General features: G+C 43.7%; 23 protein-coding genes. 15 read left to right on the top strand and 8 right to left on the bottom strand.

The genetic code is table 11. The features are described 5' to 3' along the window. Positions 1-37: 37 nt before the first annotated feature. Positions 38-1,291, bottom strand: a complete 1,254-nt coding sequence (locus VPNCDNU1_RS07955; RefSeq protein ID WP_104399882.1) for an amino acid deaminase — start codon at positions 1,289-1,291, stop codon at positions 38-40. Positions 1,292-1,642: 351 nt separating this feature from the next. Here VPNCDNU1_RS07955 and VPNCDNU1_RS07950 point away from each other — a divergent pair, with 351 nt between their 5' ends. Further along, on the top strand, positions 1,643-3,091 hold the full coding sequence (locus VPNCDNU1_RS07950) for an N-acyl-D-amino-acid deacylase family protein (RefSeq protein WP_104399881.1): 1,449 nt from the start codon (positions 1,643-1,645) through the stop codon (positions 3,089-3,091). Positions 3,092-3,146: 55 nt separating this feature from the next. Further along, entirely contained in the window at positions 3,147-3,539 is a 393-nt protein-coding gene (locus VPNCDNU1_RS07945) for a RidA family protein (protein ID WP_104399880.1), read from the top strand. A 71-nt stretch (positions 3,540-3,610) separates the two neighbouring features. On the opposite strand, the gene VPNCDNU1_RS07940 is transcribed toward VPNCDNU1_RS07945, so the two are convergent. Beyond that, on the bottom strand, positions 3,611-4,162 hold the full coding sequence (locus VPNCDNU1_RS07940; RefSeq protein ID WP_104399879.1) for a YtfJ family protein: 552 nt from the start codon (positions 4,160-4,162) through the stop codon (positions 3,611-3,613). A gap of 208 nt (positions 4,163-4,370) precedes the next feature. Between VPNCDNU1_RS07940 and VPNCDNU1_RS07935 the strand changes: the two genes are divergently transcribed. Then, positions 4,371-4,580: a DUF1107 domain-containing protein gene (locus VPNCDNU1_RS07935; protein WP_101111126.1), complete on the top strand. Its 210-nt coding sequence runs from the start codon at positions 4,371-4,373 to the stop codon at positions 4,578-4,580. 38 nt (positions 4,581-4,618) lie between these two features. On the opposite strand, the gene msrA is transcribed toward VPNCDNU1_RS07935, so the two are convergent. Next, the gene (msrA, locus tag VPNCDNU1_RS07930) at positions 4,619-5,251 is read right to left on the bottom strand and encodes a peptide-methionine (S)-S-oxide reductase MsrA (protein WP_104399916.1); all 633 of its coding nucleotides are present in this window, start codon (positions 5,249-5,251) and stop codon (positions 4,619-4,621) included. A 481-nt stretch (positions 5,252-5,732) separates the two neighbouring features. On the opposite strand from msrA, the gene VPNCDNU1_RS07925 reads away from it, so the two are divergent. The 11 genes from VPNCDNU1_RS07925 to VPNCDNU1_RS07875 all read left to right on the top strand — a co-directional run bounded on the left by VPNCDNU1_RS07925 (position 5,733) and on the right by VPNCDNU1_RS07875 (position 10,394). Then, complete coding sequence (locus tag VPNCDNU1_RS07925) at positions 5,733-6,968, top strand: AraC family transcriptional regulator (RefSeq protein ID WP_104399878.1); 1,236 nt, start codon at positions 5,733-5,735, stop codon at positions 6,966-6,968. 93 nt (positions 6,969-7,061) lie between these two features. Then, positions 7,062-7,262, top strand: coding sequence for a RebB family R body protein (locus VPNCDNU1_RS07920; protein WP_101111123.1), 201 nt, complete (start codon positions 7,062-7,064; stop codon positions 7,260-7,262). A gap of 52 nt (positions 7,263-7,314) precedes the next feature. After that, positions 7,315-7,584, top strand: coding sequence for a RebB family R body protein (locus VPNCDNU1_RS07915; RefSeq protein ID WP_101111122.1), 270 nt, complete (start codon positions 7,315-7,317; stop codon positions 7,582-7,584). A gap of 24 nt (positions 7,585-7,608) precedes the next feature. Then, positions 7,609-7,875 carry a RebB family R body protein gene (locus VPNCDNU1_RS07910; protein ID WP_004398402.1) on the top strand — a complete coding sequence of 89 codons (267 nt, stop codon included), beginning with the start codon at positions 7,609-7,611 and terminating at the stop codon, positions 7,873-7,875. A 48-nt stretch (positions 7,876-7,923) separates the two neighbouring features. After that, positions 7,924-8,208: a RebB family R body protein gene (locus tag VPNCDNU1_RS07905; RefSeq protein WP_101111121.1), complete on the top strand. Its 285-nt coding sequence runs from the start codon at positions 7,924-7,926 to the stop codon at positions 8,206-8,208. A gap of 57 nt (positions 8,209-8,265) precedes the next feature. Then, positions 8,266-8,559: a hypothetical protein gene (locus VPNCDNU1_RS07900; RefSeq protein ID WP_101111120.1), complete on the top strand. Its 294-nt coding sequence runs from the start codon at positions 8,266-8,268 to the stop codon at positions 8,557-8,559. 113 nt (positions 8,560-8,672) lie between these two features. Then, the gene (locus VPNCDNU1_RS07895; protein WP_104399877.1) at positions 8,673-9,116 is read left to right on the top strand and encodes a RebB family R body protein; all 444 of its coding nucleotides are present in this window, start codon (positions 8,673-8,675) and stop codon (positions 9,114-9,116) included. Continuing rightward, positions 9,106-9,363, top strand: coding sequence for a hypothetical protein (locus tag VPNCDNU1_RS07890; RefSeq protein ID WP_104399876.1), 258 nt, complete (start codon positions 9,106-9,108; stop codon positions 9,361-9,363). Before VPNCDNU1_RS07895 ends, VPNCDNU1_RS07890 begins: the two co-directional genes overlap by 11 nt. Positions 9,364-9,379: 16 nt before the next feature. Beyond that, the gene (locus VPNCDNU1_RS07885) at positions 9,380-9,652 is read left to right on the top strand and encodes a RebB family R body protein (RefSeq protein WP_104399875.1); all 273 of its coding nucleotides are present in this window, start codon (positions 9,380-9,382) and stop codon (positions 9,650-9,652) included. A gap of 184 nt (positions 9,653-9,836) precedes the next feature. Further along, a complete protein-coding gene (locus VPNCDNU1_RS07880) occupies positions 9,837-10,025 on the top strand; it encodes a RebB family R body protein (RefSeq protein ID WP_104399874.1) in 189 nt (62 codons plus the stop codon). A gap of 102 nt (positions 10,026-10,127) precedes the next feature. After that, positions 10,128-10,394, top strand: coding sequence for a hypothetical protein (locus VPNCDNU1_RS07875; protein WP_101111115.1), 267 nt, complete (start codon positions 10,128-10,130; stop codon positions 10,392-10,394). Positions 10,395-10,783: 389 nt separating this feature from the next. Here the strand turns inward: VPNCDNU1_RS07875 and VPNCDNU1_RS07870 are convergent, their stop codons facing one another. Further along, a complete protein-coding gene (locus VPNCDNU1_RS07870; protein WP_104399873.1) occupies positions 10,784-11,680 on the bottom strand; it encodes a hypothetical protein in 897 nt (298 codons plus the stop codon). A 395-nt stretch (positions 11,681-12,075) separates the two neighbouring features. Beyond that, positions 12,076-12,453, bottom strand: coding sequence for a hypothetical protein (locus tag VPNCDNU1_RS07865; RefSeq protein ID WP_104399872.1), 378 nt, complete (start codon positions 12,451-12,453; stop codon positions 12,076-12,078). Between the two features lie 178 nt (positions 12,454-12,631). Here VPNCDNU1_RS07865 and VPNCDNU1_RS07860 point away from each other — a divergent pair, with 178 nt between their 5' ends. Then, complete coding sequence (locus VPNCDNU1_RS07860) at positions 12,632-13,186, top strand: hypothetical protein (RefSeq protein ID WP_104399871.1); 555 nt, start codon at positions 12,632-12,634, stop codon at positions 13,184-13,186. Positions 13,187-13,331: 145 nt separating this feature from the next. Here VPNCDNU1_RS07860 and VPNCDNU1_RS07855 read toward each other — a convergent pair whose 3' ends face one another. From VPNCDNU1_RS07855 to VPNCDNU1_RS07845, 3 genes are read right to left on the bottom strand one after another with little or no spacing between them, the layout of a single operon-like run. After that, entirely contained in the window at positions 13,332-15,101 is a 1,770-nt protein-coding gene (locus tag VPNCDNU1_RS07855) for a GMC oxidoreductase (protein ID WP_201797116.1), read from the bottom strand. Positions 15,102-15,145: 44 nt separating this feature from the next. Then, on the bottom strand, positions 15,146-15,688 hold the full coding sequence (locus VPNCDNU1_RS07850; protein WP_104399870.1) for a cupin domain-containing protein: 543 nt from the start codon (positions 15,686-15,688) through the stop codon (positions 15,146-15,148). Further along, complete coding sequence (locus VPNCDNU1_RS07845) at positions 15,688-16,098, bottom strand: PAS domain-containing protein (RefSeq protein ID WP_104399869.1); 411 nt, start codon at positions 16,096-16,098, stop codon at positions 15,688-15,690. Before VPNCDNU1_RS07845 ends, VPNCDNU1_RS07850 begins: the two co-directional genes overlap by 1 nt. Positions 16,099-16,348: the final 250 nt, after the last annotated feature.

Below are 16,348 nucleotides of genomic sequence, written 5' to 3'. Positions count from 1 at the left end.
TGCCTTTTGAGTCACTATTCGTAAAGAGGTGAGCGTTTTAAAAATGCGTTTCTACTAAATGCGTCACTTGGTAGTCGTTATCACACACACAAATATAGCGCCACTTATCAAAGGTTAAACAAGGATGAGATGTTGAAAATACAACAATGTCACCAACAGTCAGCTCACTGTTCTCAGAAATGGATAAGAATGTATGCTGATCCATAATATCGGTCGCGGTTAGCCCTTCGATACTTATCGCATCGCCATTGCGATAGACGCGTTCAGGTATGGGTAAACCGGCATCGAATGCCACATCTCGCTTTCCCATTCCGATAATGGCTTTTCCCGGCTCTGGAATGGACAAAACATACGCCCAAAGCTCTAAGGAAGATGTGAGGTCTCCACCCATATGACAAGCCACACTATTGTCGCGCTGGCTGCGTTCCATGACGGTTTGCTGCGCATCTTGGTAAATGCCTTTATCGTGAATGAGGTAACAGCCGGGTCGAATGACGGTGGTGAGGTGTGATTGGTTGGTAAAGCATTCAGCCACCACGTCATACCAAGCTGAACCTGCTCCTGTCAGAATGGGGCACTGGCGCTTTATCAAGCCTTGCTGTTTGAAAGACAGAGTCAGTTCAACAGCGCTGCCAATAAAATATCGGATCCGACGTTCTGAATCTTCACATTTGGGGAGCGCCCCCTCATAGAATTCGATGCCATGAAGATCGACGCCAGGCAAATCTCGGATCATCATCGCCATGTTTTGCATCGTCTCTGGGTGCCTGACACCACAGCGTCCGCCTGCCATACCGTATTCTATTAATAGGTTGATCACTTGTTGGCGTTCTTGGAAAAATCGACTCAGTTGCTCTACATTTTCTTGTGAATCGACGCAGCAAAAAAACTCGACGTCATTTTGAGACAGCAATTGAGAGGCTCTAGCCATATTAGCTTTACCCACCAATTGGTTCGCAAGCAATATACGTTTAGCGCCTGCTTCATAGGCAACCCAAGCCTGCTGAATATTGGCGACTGTTATTCCCCAAGCCCCCGCTTCTAATTGCTGTTGGAACAAGTCAGGAGTCATAGTGGTTTTACCGTGAGGCGCTAACTTAACACCATGTTGATCGGCGAAGTTTTGCATCCATTGGAGGTTACTTTGTATTGCTGATTGCTTGATAACCGCGGCTGGCAGCATGATCTCTTCATTGATCAAACTGTATTGACCTCTATTATTGTTTTCAGCCCAAACGCCTTTGGAACCGACCGCTTCAAATTTGTTTTGGTAATGAGTAACGCTCTTCATGGATTTACTTTCCTACCTGTTTTTTTTCTAACAAGGTCAAAACTTCAATCAGTACTTTGCCTTATCTCGATTCTAGCTTTAGTGAGTGATAGAAACTATCACACACCGTTTTTTAAACTGTGCGGTTTCTCACTGTTTGACCATTTAATTCCGCCTAGTATCCACTTTACATTGAGACTTTAAGAGTGTGGTTTTCTTTTTGTTATTAAGTTTAATTTATTGTTTTATTAGGCTTATTATGTTTCGTCTTTAAAGGTGGGATTGTTGTTGTAACAGCGCGCTTTATGCTCGTGATTCTTATGTTAGAAAAAAACATAGGCTAGGTGGTAATACCCAAATAGAGGAAGGGAAATGCAATACGATGTTGTGTTCCGAAACGTGCTTGTGGTCGATGGCACAGGTGAGAACACGTATAACGCAGATGTAGCCGTAAAAGAAGGGTGCATTGCGAAGGTGGGCGATCTTGCCAATGCTGATGCGATCACCTTGATCGATGGCAATGGCTTGGCGCTTTCTCCCGGCTTTATTGATGTGCACACGCACGATGATACGAACGTAATTCGCCACCCAGACTGTTTAGCCAAGATAAGCCAAGGCGTGACAACCGTGGTTGTCGGTAACTGTGGAATTAGCGCTTCTCCTGCGATTCTAGCAAGCGATCCCCCTGACCCGATGAACCTGCTTGGTAAGCAATCAGATTTTCAATATCCGACTTTCCAATCTTATGCTCAAGCGGTTGAAACCGCGAAGCCTGCCGTCAATGTGGCAGCTCTGGTCGGGCACACCACGCTTCGCAATAATGTGATGGATGAATTGCACCGAGCAGCATCTGCACAAGAAATAGCGGCAATGAAAGAAGCGTTAAATCAAGCGATGCAAGAAGGGGCGCTAGGGTTAAGTTCTGGTTTGGCTTATGCCAGCGCCAAACAAGCCCCCACAGAAGAAGTCATGGCTTTAGCGGAAGAGCTTGCTGAGTTTGACGGTATTTATACCACACACATGAGAACCGAATTCGAACAAATACTAGAAGCTATGGATGAGGCTTTCCGCACAGGAAAACACGCGAAAGTCCCTGTTGTTATTTCTCATTTAAAATGCGCAGGAGCAGGTAACTGGGGACGCACCGTTGAAGTGTTGGACTTGATGGGGAAAACCGCGAAGCATCAAGATATTGGCTGCGATTGTTACCCCTATTCTGCTAGCTCTTCCACACTGGATCTTAAGCAAGTCACCAGTGACTTCGATATCTTCATTACGTGGTCGGACAGCCGACCTGATCTCGCGGGGCGTATGCTCAAAGACATTGCCAGTGAGATGAACTTATCGTTAATGGATACAGCAAAGGTGTTACAGCCTGCTGGTGCCGTTTACCACTGCATGGATGAATCGGATGTCGAGCGCGTATTGAAATACAAACTCACCATGGTCGGGTCCGATGGCTTGCCGAATGATCCCCATCCTCACCCTAGGCTATGGGGCGCGTTTCCCAAAGTATTAGGTCACTACAGCCGTGAGCGAAAGCTCTTCACCTTGCCAGTGGCAATACACAAAATGACGGGCATGTCTGCCAAGCGTTTTGGATTAGCCAAAAGAGGGGAAATAAAGTCGGGTTACTTTGCTGACTTGGTGTTGTTCGACCCTAACGAAATTAGCGACGAAGCGACATTTGAAAACCCCGTTGCAGCGGCAAAAGGTGTTCACCTCGTTATGGTGAATGGAGAAATCAGTTATCAAAACGGGCGCGTCGCCCAATCGCGGCACGGTCGATTCTTGTATAGAAACGAATACAGAAACAATTAAAGCGAAGGGCAAAGCCCTCACGTACAGAACTGGATTGTAAGAACTGGAGATTATTATGACAATTAAGCGTTACGGCATCGAAGGCGGAACGGGAACGGGTGGGCAGCATTTGCCATTTGCACGAGCAACAGAAGCTGGCGGCTTTTTGTACGTGTCGGGTCAAACGCCGATGACAGATGGAGAAGTGGTGGAAGGCGGGATTGTGGATCAATCTCGTTTGGCGATTCAAAACTGTGTCGACATCATGACTGAAGCTGGCTACGGGCTTGAAGATGTGGTTCACGTTAAAGTGGTTTTGACGGACTCTCGATACTTTCAGTCGTTCAATAAAGTCTTTAAAGAGTTTTTTGGTGAATACCCACCAGCCCGCATCTGCATGGTATGTGACTTAGTGGTCGACGTAAAAGTAGAAGTGGATGTGACTTGTTACAGGGAAGATCGCCGTTAATACATCGATCCACGTTTAATTGAAAAGAGCGCCGTGTGGCGCTCTTGGTTTATGTGCACGTAGAAAAGACGTTACAAGCTGCTTTTAACAAGCTCGATCACTTTGGCGATTTCGTCTTCCGTTAGCGACCCTTCTTTCACAAACAGAACCGTTCCTTCTTTGTCGAGCACGGCAATGGCGGAGCTCTCTTCTTTCAGTTCCCATACGCCTGCTGCCGTTCCATTTTTATCTAATACGATGGAGGACCAAGAGAACTCTTTTTTACTGTCTTCTGCAGAGGATTTTACGAAAGAGCCAGTACCCCACATCGCATCATCTTGGTTGATAATGGTTGTGGTTTGGTAGGCATCTTTAGAGAAATCGGCGGCGGTAATAGCCGCCATCAGAGGAGCGTTCATTTTTTTAGAGCTAGAGCGTCCTGCGATTGCCTGAATGACTCGCACTTTGCCAGTCAACTTCGCAGTAGACCACTCGACGTAGTCAATTTTGTCACCTTGCAACATCAGTTCGCCATGGCTAGCGACACTCACAGTAGGCAAGCCTTTGCCTGTTTCAATAGTGTGCGCCATGCTTATCATTGGTGCAGCGGCAAGGATTAGGGTGGAGAGCAATTTCAGTTTCATAATATTATCCGGCTGATTTTATTGATTAGTTATTTGCAAGAACGGCACATTCTGTTGATGCGATGTGTCCGCATTCACAGGTTAGCTTAATTTTGCGATTTAACGCGAATACTTGGCGTTAATTTTGCCGATTTGGCTCTAATTTTGCAGAGCTGAACACAAAGTCATCGCGAAATTAAAAAAGCGTCAAAAAAGGGTGGAGGGAATCATGGAACGGGTCTTTAAACACTATCATCCAAAGCAGATCGCCAAATTCGTCAAGATTCTGTTCAAAGGATCATTTTGCATTGCCGGTATCGGTATGTTTTATTTTGAGCAAGGTAAAGTGGTGCTGCCAGACATTAATAATAAGCAGATGCTTGGAGTCATGAAGGAAGTCAATGCGACGATTGACTCCCTTTCGAGTTTTTCAGCCTAATTGGGTATTTAATACAATTAAGCTGAATGAAGCGTAATTTAGCTTTCAGGTGGGAAGCAAACTCCCGTTCCTCCGATGCCACAGTATCCCTGAGGATTTTTTGCTAAGTATTGCTGGTGGTACGTTTCAGCAAAAAAATAAGTTGGGGCAGGCAATACTTCCGTTGTGATCGTATTCTTTTGCTCAGCGGAGAGTGCTTGTTGGTATTCCAGTTTCGAATCCAACGCCAGCATCATTTGCTCTTCGCTATACACGTAGATTGCAGAACGATATTGGGTGCCCATATCGTTTCCTTGTCGCATACCCTGAGTCGGGTCATGACTTTCCCAGAAGGTTTGCAATAACCGCTTGAAGGAAATGACTTTTGGATCAAAGACCACGCGAACCACTTCCGTGTGCCCTGTTTGTCCGCTGCACACTTCTTCATAAGTTGGATTTTGCGTAAAGCCGCCCGCATACCCAACCGAGGTGGATACTATGCCATCCAGTTTCCAGAACAGTCGCTCTGCACCCCAAAAGCAACCTAAGCCAAGTAAGACTTCTTGTTGGGTTCCTTTTGGTTTATCGAACAGATTTGATTGGTTCACAAAATGCGTTGCTTCTACGTTAAGTGGCGTGCTTCGACCTGGCAATGCATCGTTGGCTGACACCATTGTGAGTTTGTCTGCCATGTTGATTCCTTTCCTTTTAGGGTTCTTACCTGCATTTAACAATAGTTGTGGTGAAAGAATCAATGACGGATTGGCATCAACTTGCGTCTTAAGGTGATTTTGGTATGAACCTACAACTCCTACATTTAGAGATTCTGGGTATAACACTAATATTTAACCTTATCGTAAGGCTGAATATTAAATAATATCGTCTAATTGATGGTTTTAATAATGTGATCATATTGTATTAGTATTCCATGTAGTAACACTTATAGTTTTTTATTCCTTTGAATGATTTATTTAAATAATTAATTATTCGATCTTATCTGTATATATAAAATGCTACCTTATTGCTTTAAAGCATCTAGTGTGAAGCTTTTAAATTTATTTTACCTTTTATCTCATTTCCTTGTTTTATAGTGTTCTCTTACATTATCTCAGCATCGAATCACTCGTAAAGATCGTAATAAAACCCAATATTTTAATAAGTTGCCCAATTAGGATGTGTGTTCAACGTAACTTGGCTAGAAAAAAGGATTTAATTGTGAACACAATATCTAATACGATAAATAAAGAAACTAATGATTTTGAAAAAAGAAAAGTACTGAATAAAGTAATTAAAAAAGAAGCCATAATAGGCCGTTCACCTTCAGTGCTAAAAGTAAGACAGCAAACGCAATTTGCCATCGAAATGAAAATGTCGGTTTTTATTACAGGAGAGATTGGTACGGAAAAAGGTGAACTGGCGGAATTTATCCATCAAAAAAGCGGCATGCTAGGCAGTAATTTTATCCGTATATCATCAAGTTTCAGCGGGGTTGATGTGTATCAGGTTCACTTAGATAAGGCGTTAGAGGAGGCGAAAAACGGGACGCTGTATTTGGAAGATATCGATGTGCTTTCAAGAGATATACAGGACTTTTTGATTAGCCAATTTACCATGGGTTTATATCATCCGTTGTTAATTAAAAATAACGTCAGGTTAATCATATCTTGCAGGGGAACGTTAGATGAATTGAAAGAAAATAATGCCTTTGTAAACGTGCTACTAGAAACTAATTTACCGTACATCGCAATTAATATCCCACCATTAAAAATAAGAAGTGACGATATTCCGGAATATGTAGCACATATTTTGTGCGAACTTGGTATTGACGAAGATATACAAGTTTCACCAAGCTCTATGTCACTACTTAAGCAGTATGATTGGCCCGGAAATATTACTCAGATGCGAAGCTTTCTGGTATTGCTTGCATCATGTTGCGACGGCGTTATTCGCGAAGAAGATGTATTGTCTTTAGGGGTTATATCGAAGAAAGATTGTAAGTACGATATATTCGAAACAGTATTAGAGCAACGTTTTGATAGGTTTGAAAACTTACATCCAGCACTGAGAAAAGCACTGATTTTTCTTGGTAACAATTATACCGAATGCATAAAGCTCAGCGATATGGCCAGTGCGGCTTATACCAGCCCCTCTCACCTTTCTTATCTTTTTCGCGAGCACCTTAACCTCTCTTTCAAAGCCATTCTTGTTCAAGTGCGTATTCAGAAAGCCAAGCAGCTGTTTGATGCCTCCCCAATGCTTAAAGTGACGGATGTGTGTTTGCAAGCCGGTTTTGGCGATCTCAGCCATTTCGAAAAGATGTTTAAGCGTTATGCCGATTGCACACCTCGTCAATACCGAGCGCAAAAAAGGCAGCGCACTCAGTTTGCTTTTTGTGGCTCCCCAGCTTGATATTAAGCCCTTAATTGTCCGTCGTTTTCGCCAAGTTTGACTCACCAGTGATGCGTAATATGAACCACATGAACGGACACAAAGAGCATTTTGATGGAAATCGATATTGAGAAGATGTTGCGTGAGTTTTCTCCCATTACCTCTAGGAATATGCACCTAACGATGGTTGCGGATTCCATGGGGAAAGCGGCTGAAAATACCACTCATGCACAGCAGCAAATTCAAACCATCTTGGTGACGAACACCGCACTGGGATCTGGGCTTATCTATTCCATCGCAGCAAAAGGTTCTTAACCGGTTCTGGGGTGCATTTTTGTGTACCTCTTCATCAACAGGAGCACTAACTATGTCAGTGAACGGAGCCGTTACAGATTCTGTAACGCAAGTAAATACCTCTGTGGTCGGCGAAACGCCTGCTATGGCAGGAGGAAACCTACTAATGGCAACCAGCCAAGCAATGGGGATCTCTGCACACAATAGCACCGGCGCAAATCAACAGGCCCAATTGGTACATCAGACAGCAACAATTCAAGGAGTGAACTCGTTGTTTGCCACAGGCACAGCGGTGATCGGACGAAGTGTTGAGCTGATTTTAGAACCTCAACCAGCAGCTTAATCAATAGCAAACTAGGAGATTATTATGGCTGATACAGTAAACGCGCAAGTAACGGATTCAGTAACGCAGGTGAACACAAAAGTTGTGGGTGAAACCCCCGCAATGGCAATGGGCAACCTACTTATGTCTACCAGCCACGCGTTAAGCAATGCCGCTCACAATGCAACGGCAGCGCAGCAGCAAGCACAAATCACAATGCAAGCAGCGACGGTACAAGGCGTCAATTCATTGATGGCTATCGGTTCGTCAGTGATCGGTCGTGGTGCTGAAGGCATTATCGAGAAGGGTTAATTCTAACTCTTTCGCTTTTTCTTACTTAACTTCTAAAAGGATATTCACATGGCAGATGGTACAGCACCAACGACAGTAAATGGTCAGGTTACAGACTCAGTCACTCAGGTAAATACAAAAGTTGTGGGTGAAACACCGGCAATGGCAATGGGCAACTTACTGATGTCTACCAGCCAGGCATTGGGCACAGCAGCTCATAACTCCACAGCAGGTCAACAACAAGCGCAAATCACTATGCAAGCGGCAACGGTGCAGGGTGTTAACTCGCTTATGTCTATCGGTAGTTCGGTTATTGGTCGAAGCGCTGAAGGCATTATCGAGAAAGACGCGTAATGCAGAAGGCACCTTTACCCATAAATCGGTAAAGGTGCACTCTAAGGAGCGACAGACATGAAAGATCTTAATTCACCACCCGATCAAGAAAACTCCGCATTTAATGCGGCTAACCAGTCGGTTGCACAGTCTTCTGCTATGGCGTTAGCGGATGCCACCGACAACTTAAGAAACCTAAATACCTTGAGCACAACGGCGATTGGTACAGCGTTGAGCCAAATGCTGGAAACAGGTGACACTAAATACTTTCAGATCATCGATCAGGCACAAAGAGTCGTCACCAATGGGGCGGAAAACTTTGGAGTTGTCGGTGAAAAAGTGGCGACAGTATTGCAAGACCAAGCTCAATAATTCTCAGCATTCTTTCTGCTAGGCGGTTTTTCTAGCTAAGCAGTTTTCATTCTCGCTAAACGTCGGCGATAGGTCACAACATACCATTATCCAGAGATCAAAGAGGAGCGAACATGGATAAGCAGGATACGCGCTTTGAAAACGAATTTGAGCATGAAGTCTCAAGCAAAACGATTGATGAATTTAATACGCTTCAGGCTTTTTCTGTTCAGCCAACCAGCCTGCTGGAAACCACTCTGGCAGACACGCTTGGTCTCTCGATGCATAACGCTGTGACCAGCCAGCAGCAATCTCAAATGACCACTGCAGCTTCCGTCACCAATGCGTGTGCAAGGTTACTTCAAACTCAGGTAAAACCAGCGCCACTTGAGCAAGTGAATACGCCAATTGAAGAGCCTGTGTTACCACACACTAAGGTGCAAAGAATGGGGTACGATGAAGAGCCTTTGCCTCCTGTCGCTGAAGAACCAACAGAGGTGGAAGAACCCAAAAAAGGCAAATTTAGCTTACTGGGATTTTTGAAGAAAGATAAAGAGGATAGCGGCAGTGAGCAGTGAAAATGCATTGAATTTTGATGTGAAAAAACAGCTAGAACAAATCGAAGCCTTTACTCGAGATCAGCAGCAAGAAGTGCAAGAGATGATAGCAAAGTCTCATGAGCAATTTAACGTTTCCGATCCCGAAGAATCCGTCGATAAGATTGAATCTGAAGTGAATGGCATGCTCAGTAATATAGAGGGCTTGCTTGAACAAGAGATAGGCAAAATCAATGAGCAGCTTCAGCAGTTGCTTCCAAATGAATAACTATTAAGAGGTCGACATGTCTAAAAAAGTGAATGAGCAAATTACGGATTCCGTAACGCAAACCAACACCCAAGTATTGGCCAGTGCTCCCTCGAATGCGATGGGTAACTTGTACACATCCATGGGACTCGCAATGTCTAACTTGAACAACAACGCAACCAATGCCCAGCAGCAAGCCAATATTGGTATGCAAGCCGCAACCGTTCAAGGTGTGAATGCTTTAACAGCAATCGGTACCGCTGCGCTAAGTAGAGCAACAGAAGAAATCGTCGAGAAAGACAGCGAATAAGCAATAAAGCGGATTCGTCATACATGTCATTCTGGACAGCGTTGTAGAAAAAATCCTGATACCCCATTTAGGCCAACCCTCTTAATTGGCCTTTTTTTTGGTAAAAACAATGATCTTGAGAGGGAAAATTGTCTTAAGAGAAAAGAACGGTCTTAGGCGAAACGGATGATCTTAGGAGAGAAATATGAGTGACGATGGAAAAAAAGATCTGGAACAGGTCTCAGACATGATCATTCAACTCGCCGATTCTGCTATGTCTGACACCATGGGATTGCATATGCAAAATGCCGTTACCACGCAGCAAGGTATGCAAACGGTCGCGAATGCCTCAACGTCTACCGCTTGCGCTCTGATATTGAAAAAGGGTGGTTAGCTTTTTTTGGTAGGAGAAAGCTTTGATAGAGGAAAACTATAGTAAAAGAAAGCTATGGTAGAAGAAAATTAAAGTAGAGGAAGGTTATGGCAGAGGAAGGTTATGGCAGGTGAGAGCACGACTGACAAAGCGAAACAATCCGTTGCCCAATCTACCGCTATTGCTATTCAAGATGCCGCCGATAACCTCCGTAACCTAAATACCATGAGCACCACAGCCATCGGTGTCGCCCTTTCAGAGCTTTTGGCCACCGGTGATCCTAAATATGTCCAAGTCATAGAACAAGCCCAAAAGATAATGGAAAAAGGGACCGCCAATTTTGCAGAGCTGGGTAGCAAGGCTGCCGATGTCGCAAAGAAATTTGATTGAGTGTCTGCATGAGTAGCAATAATGAATATGCGTGATTTCGCCTGAAAACACCATGTTCTTACTGGGTTTTCAGCCTGCAATCGTCATTACAATCCTTACTCTGTTGTAAACGTTTTAATAAGGATACACGATGCGAATTTTTGAAATACTGATCATAGCCTGGCTGATTTTTCTCTCTCTTTATTTATTCAACTCTGGCTTTAAAACCATGGTGAATACTTGGTTACTGGTTTCATAAACCTGAATGACACGAGAAAAATAAGTTGAATCAGTAAAATCCAAGTTGAATGACGTCACTCAACTTGGATTGCAGTTTAGGTCACAGACCTAAGTATGGTTTTGATAGTGAACGTCTGCTTCGAGAAAAGCAGAATCTTGTTATTTGTTCATCAAACCACTACGTCACAGCAGCTATCAGTAAGAATGGTGAATGTGTCATTACCATCAATTACCGTTAAAGCGGAATAGTCATCATCGTTGTAGCCAAGCCAATTGAGATACGCTTCTTGAGTATTACTCAGGTTGGAGTGAGAAACAGAATCAACATCCGTCAATGCAAAATTTGAACCTGTAACAATAAGGCCGTGAGGTTCAAATCCATTGTTTCTTAAGTGTTCAGACGTTAAGTTGAAGTTGGACGTTTGAGCCGTGCCCACAATCACTTCAAAGTTTCTGAAATCGACAGAGTCATCGGAACCAAACACAAACTTGTCAAAACCCGAGCCCCCGTCGACATCTCGTACAATGCCGTCTGCCGCGTTTTGTAGTTTGGATATATCGACATAATCATGCCCTGAACCGGCATCAATGGTCACATCAGTTAGGTGCGAATTTTTACTGTCTACCATTGTGATTACGTCACTGCCAGCGCCAGTGTGAATGTCAAAATCGTTTTCCCAAAGGCTGTTATTGGATTGAACAGAGATATAGATTTTGTCGTGACCGCAACCCGTTTCAATATCACCACGCTTTGAGTTGTTGATTAGTACTTTTGAGCCGCAGTGATTGTTAAGTGTTACGTTTACGTCAACGAAGTTATCTAAATAAACCCAGCTAGAGTCACCCTCTATCTTTACCTCCTTATAATTTCCCTTATCCCACTCTTCCGTTCTGGCGTAAATTTTACCGCCATGTCCCCAGTCGTAATTGACCAGATCAACCCCTTCGTCTAACCCGAAAGACCAACCTGTACCAATGATTGCTTGTGTAGCATTTTCAACTGTTAAATTTCCGGCTGTTCCAGTGCTATCCAAGTTTGTAGTACCTACTAACAGTACATCTTTCATAACAATAACCTCCATTTAATTGAAACGACATGTTTCGATTTGGAGTCTATTTGTTAATTTTGCGTTAGGAAATGTGTGAAGGAGACATTCACCTCAATATAGGGCGTAACGTATGACGAATAGGTTACCGTACGTTTTTCTAATTCATTTGATGGGTTTAGTTGCAGTGAAATTAATTTAATAAATCTAGTACTATAAAATTAGTTTTATTTGATAAATTGATTTTAACCTTTTGAGTCTTAGCGGTTTTTATGGCTTTCTATGCTTCCTCGATTCTCTATATCTATACTTACAAAGACCTATCAATTCCATATTTATCCACGATAGCGTCATAGACACCATTATCTTTGATTCGCTTAAGTGCAGCGTTAAAACGTTGTGTCAATGCATCTGAATTAGGGTAATCGGGGGAATTCAAATCTTGATTTTCGGTAGAAAAACCGACCATTTGGATTAATCAACACTCGATCGGTAAAACTGAATTTACTCTTACGCTCGGATGTTATCGCATAGGGAAACGCAGCAAACACTTTACCATACTGTGTCATATGCTCCGCTCTTTTCCACGGAACAAATTTGTAGTCAGGCGTCATTCCCATCTCAATAACAACGGCTGTTGTGATCTCAGTGACAATGCCATAACCCTCCAGTTCGGCAGAGGTATAAGGCGACCATTCACCCGTTGCAAGGGGGAGTCGTTCTCGCTCTTTCGCTAAAGATGGTGATGCACTGATTCCCCAAAGCAATAAGCTCATGATAAGTAAAAGCTTCATCATCCTCTCCAAATCACCCTATTTTCTCTTTTGAAGAGTATAGTCGTTAAGGCGAAGTAGAGGTGGGCACAATTGCGGTTAGGTTGATCAGATTTTTATTAAAACAATGTTGATAATGGTTATCATTCGTATATTGTGATCGGGATTTATAACAAACGAGATCACTGCGGAGACGAAAATGGAACAAACTGATATTACTAAGCTGCTTATTCCTCAAAGTGACTGGGCATCCCCCGAGCTTTTTCTGTACGAAAATGAAGACCAATTACGCCTTGATTTAGCGTCAGCCATTCAATTTAGCGGTATTAATAGCGTCGGTGGGGTTGTTTTAGGCTTTCGACTTGTGCAGTACGCCGTAGAATTAACGGCTGGAAACATGCCCTTACAGCGAGATGGTATCAGTATTTATACGTCTTTCCCCGGTCGCGGTACACAAGATGCGTTTGAATACACTTGCCGCGCACTTCGCGACAAGCGTTACTGTTGCGATACCACATTGCATCACCCAGGCGCGCAATCTGGTCAAAGAGGACAGTTTTTATTTACCATGCGTGTGAATGAGCAATCTATGGTGATGACTCCGGCTGATGGTATGCCTCAACACAGTTATTTTGAAGCAGACAGACGATCGAAAGACAGCCACGAAGCCGCAATGAAATGGCGAGATGAAAAAATCAATTTTGCCAATACGCTATTAAGCTTACCGCCTGAAAAATGCTTGCGAGTACTGTAGGTTTGATGGCTCTTTAGCTAATCGCTCAGGTTGGATTGGCTCAAAACAGAGCAGCGGTACGATTGCATGCGCCCTAGCACCGCTGTGATGTTCTAAAGCAGGCTACTCGATACAAAATACGAGCAGCCTGCCAGTTCCATAGCGGCTATTTCTTACTGTGCAGCTTGTCAGCCAAGTCTTGCGCGAGCGCCACCATGGTTAACGTTGGGTTCCATGATCCGCCTTGTGGCCATAACGCGCCACCAGTGATATAAACGTTGGCTGTGCCCTTGAGTTTATAATTTAAATCAACAGGTGCGGATTCTTCTTCACCAATGTGAAGTGTGGAGCTTTCATGAACGGGGGCATCGACACGGATATCTTTGGCTGCTGGTCGCGAGCCTACCCATTCCCCATGATCTTGCCCATTCTCAAAGCGTGGGTGCCAATATTCCACCACGCCGGAACCATTCGGTGAAAGCACGGTTTCCAAAATATCAAAAGTGGACTGATCCATCTTATCCCACGTTTCAATATCAAGCTCATTGGTGGTAATTTGCAGTAACGAATTAGTGGTAACGTTATCGTCTGCTGCGTTTTGCTTAAACCAGTTATTGAAGTTCTTATAGTCAAGCTCACCCAATACCGCACATACAAAAACGACGTGATCAGGTGAGGATTGCAACTGTTCCATTGAAGCCGTTGCAACCACATCCGGCATGTACCTTAGTGAGAGTTCTGCGTTTTTCTCTGGGTCGGAATCCCACAAGGAAGAAAGCTGGATGTGGAACTGTTGATCAAAGCTATCGTTGGCAACACCTGCCACGTAGTTTGCCCCCAATTCTAACTGACCAAATTGCCCATCAGGATCTAAATCGGATTTAGGCACACGAGCCACAATCGAGCTAATGAAGTGAGCGGAAAAACGCGATCCTAAATTCGGAATCGTTGGGAATGAGTTACGAACCAACGTAGTCGGTGGCAAGGTCCCCATTGCCAATACGAGTTCAGCATTGCCCAGTGGCAATACACCACGAGAGGTTTGCAGTGCGGTGGCTTTTCTTTCTCCGTTCAGCTCTTGCTGGTGGATCTCTTCGACAGTACATGCGCTGACAATATCGAGCTGTGGTCCAACGCGTTCGCCATTTTCGTCGACTTTATTAAATTTCTCTGCCAGTTCGAGTAATTCACCTGGCGTTGCAAATTTTTGGAAATCAATGCCATTTTCCTGCATAGAGGCTGAAGCCAGTGGAGCAGGGTCGGTACGATAAATGCCATTCACGCCTGTACCAAGCTCTTGCAATAATCCTTGTACTTGTCTTTGCAGCGCACCATAAACAGGACGAGTACCAGAGACAAAATTCGCAATTTCTTGACTCGGGAAGTTATCGATCTCGTCTGCATTTTGCACCCTAAGTAGAGTTTTAGCTGCTTCGAAATTCTTTCTTGCTGCTTCAATGGTATGTGTTGGCCAACCGGTAAACTCTTCACTATTCGGTATTGGGCACCACGCGCTCCAAAGCGTTGAACGCCCGCCAAAGAAAGGCACCATGCCGTGTTGCCACTTAATAAGGGATTCCGGCTGCTGATTTTCAATCGACATTGTCCACGGGAAGGTTTCCGATAACCCACCTAATGTATCTTTAAAGGGGAGAGGTAGGTTTTGGAAGTGCTCAGGCAAAAAGAACGTGCCTCGTTCAATCAATAGAATTCGAGCATTGGAATTTTCTTTTTCTAGAATTCGCTCTGCAAATGCCAAGGCACAAAAGCCAGTACCAACTACGATGTAATCGTAATCATTTTCTTCGCGTGCTTTTTTCCATTCACCATTGGATAGGAAAAACACATGATCCATGACTTTTTGAGCCGTTGGGCTTTGTGGTCCCGGAGTCGGGTAGCCATATTGCAATTTATTACTTGATGCTGCTGTTCCCATTATTCATTCCTTTTATAAATTAGAGGTGGCTGGTTACGTAGCAATTAGCTTTTGGCACTGAATGCCAAGCGCTTAATGATGTCTGCTTGTTCTGGATAATCTGAGATAAGTTGCTGAATATCGGACTCGGTAGGAGTGATTGAATCTTCCGGATCCCACCCAGGTGCTAAGCTGCATGCACACAAAGCAAAGTCGGAATCGTCTTGGAGTTCAGCCCCGAACCAAGTGCTATGAGGGGCGGAGCACAGTAAGACCTGATCCAGATCCAGCTTGTCTCCTACCGTAATTTCTTTGAACTCACCATTAGATAAAAACAGATAGAGCTTGAGCACCGACCCTTGTAAAAAGAACCACTGCTCATCTTGATTTAATTGATGTAAAGCCAAACGAGAAGGGGGAGTAGGAGACGCCAAGTCACGCGCAAGCATGTAATAATTGTTTGAATAAAATCGTCTGTCTGAATGAAATCTATCTGGTAGTGCTTGCTGGGGAATGATCTCGTTGGAGGCTTCACATTCACCAAAAAATCCGCCTAGCTCAATGGCTTCTAGCTTTAGGTGATCAAGCCAGTATTCTGCGCCTTTCATCACGCCTCCTCAGGTGGGTTGACCAGTGAAAAGCACACGGTGATGCCTTTGATTAGGTCTGGGTTTTTGGTGTCTCGCCAAAGCCCTTTCTGAGTTACGATGGGTTCGTCTTTGTGACCGCCAGAACCATCAGGAACGGGGATGGTTTCATGTAAGTTGAGGATAGGTTTTCCGGATGCGATAACCAGTTTGTCGTGGGCAACATGAGCAGCAAACTGGTCTTTTTGTCCAATTAAGTCACTTTTGGGGACGCCAATTAAATCGGAAAAGTTTTGGTTGACCCAAATAAAAACAGAATCTGTATTCTTGATAACATAATAAATACCATCTTGCGTATCTAAAACGTCCATTAAAATGTCTGAATTAAATTCCTCTGGACTAATAGGGGGCTCTATAACATTTTTAAGCATATTTTGGTCCTTATTATTGGTGCAAAATTACTTATTTAGAGTAGAGCGGTTTTTATTTGTGTGTAAAAGGTTATTAAATTGAGATGTGATGGCTGGGTAATTTATTGTGCTTATTGAATTTGCAATAAAAACAAATCGGAATATTCCGCTTTATGGTTTATTTACTTGTTGATTATTAAAGGCTATTTTATTTTTTATGCTTTGAGTTATAGGTAGGATGAGGGGTTTATGTTATACAGGTGTATTAAAC

The sequence above is a fragment of the Vibrio penaeicida genome (assembly GCF_002933855.1).
Classification (GTDB): Bacteria; Pseudomonadota; Gammaproteobacteria; order Enterobacterales; family Vibrionaceae; genus Vibrio; species Vibrio penaeicida_A.
The sequence above is the reverse complement of the archived record's forward strand: the minus strand, read 5'-3'. Positions and strand labels throughout refer to the sequence as shown.

Coding starts and splice junctions, on each gene's coding strand:
- VPNCDNU1_RS07955 (WP_104399882.1), bottom strand. CDS start 1,291: ATGAAGAGCGTTACTCATTACCAAAACAAATTTGAAGCGGTCGGTTCC.
- VPNCDNU1_RS07950 (WP_104399881.1), top strand. CDS start 1,643: ATGCAATACGATGTTGTGTTCCGAAACGTGCTTGTGGTCGATGGCACA.
- VPNCDNU1_RS07945 (WP_104399880.1), top strand. CDS start 3,147: ATGACAATTAAGCGTTACGGCATCGAAGGCGGAACGGGAACGGGTGGG.
- VPNCDNU1_RS07940 (WP_104399879.1), bottom strand. CDS start 4,162: ATGAAACTGAAATTGCTCTCCACCCTAATCCTTGCCGCTGCACCAATG.
- VPNCDNU1_RS07935 (WP_101111126.1), top strand. CDS start 4,371: ATGGAACGGGTCTTTAAACACTATCATCCAAAGCAGATCGCCAAATTC.
- msrA (WP_104399916.1), bottom strand. CDS start 5,251: ATGGCAGACAAACTCACAATGGTGTCAGCCAACGATGCATTGCCAGGT.
- VPNCDNU1_RS07925 (WP_104399878.1), top strand. CDS start 5,733: ATGTGTGTTCAACGTAACTTGGCTAGAAAAAAGGATTTAATTGTGAAC.
- VPNCDNU1_RS07920 (WP_101111123.1), top strand. CDS start 7,062: ATGGAAATCGATATTGAGAAGATGTTGCGTGAGTTTTCTCCCATTACC.
- VPNCDNU1_RS07915 (WP_101111122.1), top strand. CDS start 7,315: ATGTCAGTGAACGGAGCCGTTACAGATTCTGTAACGCAAGTAAATACC.
- VPNCDNU1_RS07910 (WP_004398402.1), top strand. CDS start 7,609: ATGGCTGATACAGTAAACGCGCAAGTAACGGATTCAGTAACGCAGGTG.
- VPNCDNU1_RS07905 (WP_101111121.1), top strand. CDS start 7,924: ATGGCAGATGGTACAGCACCAACGACAGTAAATGGTCAGGTTACAGAC.
- VPNCDNU1_RS07900 (WP_101111120.1), top strand. CDS start 8,266: ATGAAAGATCTTAATTCACCACCCGATCAAGAAAACTCCGCATTTAAT.
- VPNCDNU1_RS07895 (WP_104399877.1), top strand. CDS start 8,673: ATGGATAAGCAGGATACGCGCTTTGAAAACGAATTTGAGCATGAAGTC.
- VPNCDNU1_RS07885 (WP_104399875.1), top strand. CDS start 9,380: ATGTCTAAAAAAGTGAATGAGCAAATTACGGATTCCGTAACGCAAACC.
- VPNCDNU1_RS07880 (WP_104399874.1), top strand. CDS start 9,837: ATGAGTGACGATGGAAAAAAAGATCTGGAACAGGTCTCAGACATGATC.
- VPNCDNU1_RS07875 (WP_101111115.1), top strand. CDS start 10,128: ATGGCAGGTGAGAGCACGACTGACAAAGCGAAACAATCCGTTGCCCAA.
- VPNCDNU1_RS07870 (WP_104399873.1), bottom strand. CDS start 11,680: ATGAAAGATGTACTGTTAGTAGGTACTACAAACTTGGATAGCACTGGA.
- VPNCDNU1_RS07865 (WP_104399872.1), bottom strand. CDS start 12,453: ATGAAGCTTTTACTTATCATGAGCTTATTGCTTTGGGGAATCAGTGCA.
- VPNCDNU1_RS07860 (WP_104399871.1), top strand. CDS start 12,632: ATGGAACAAACTGATATTACTAAGCTGCTTATTCCTCAAAGTGACTGG.
- VPNCDNU1_RS07855 (WP_201797116.1), bottom strand. CDS start 15,101: ATGGGAACAGCAGCATCAAGTAATAAATTGCAATATGGCTACCCGACT.
- VPNCDNU1_RS07850 (WP_104399870.1), bottom strand. CDS start 15,688: ATGAAAGGCGCAGAATACTGGCTTGATCACCTAAAGCTAGAAGCCATT.
- VPNCDNU1_RS07845 (WP_104399869.1), bottom strand. CDS start 16,098: ATGCTTAAAAATGTTATAGAGCCCCCTATTAGTCCAGAGGAATTTAAT.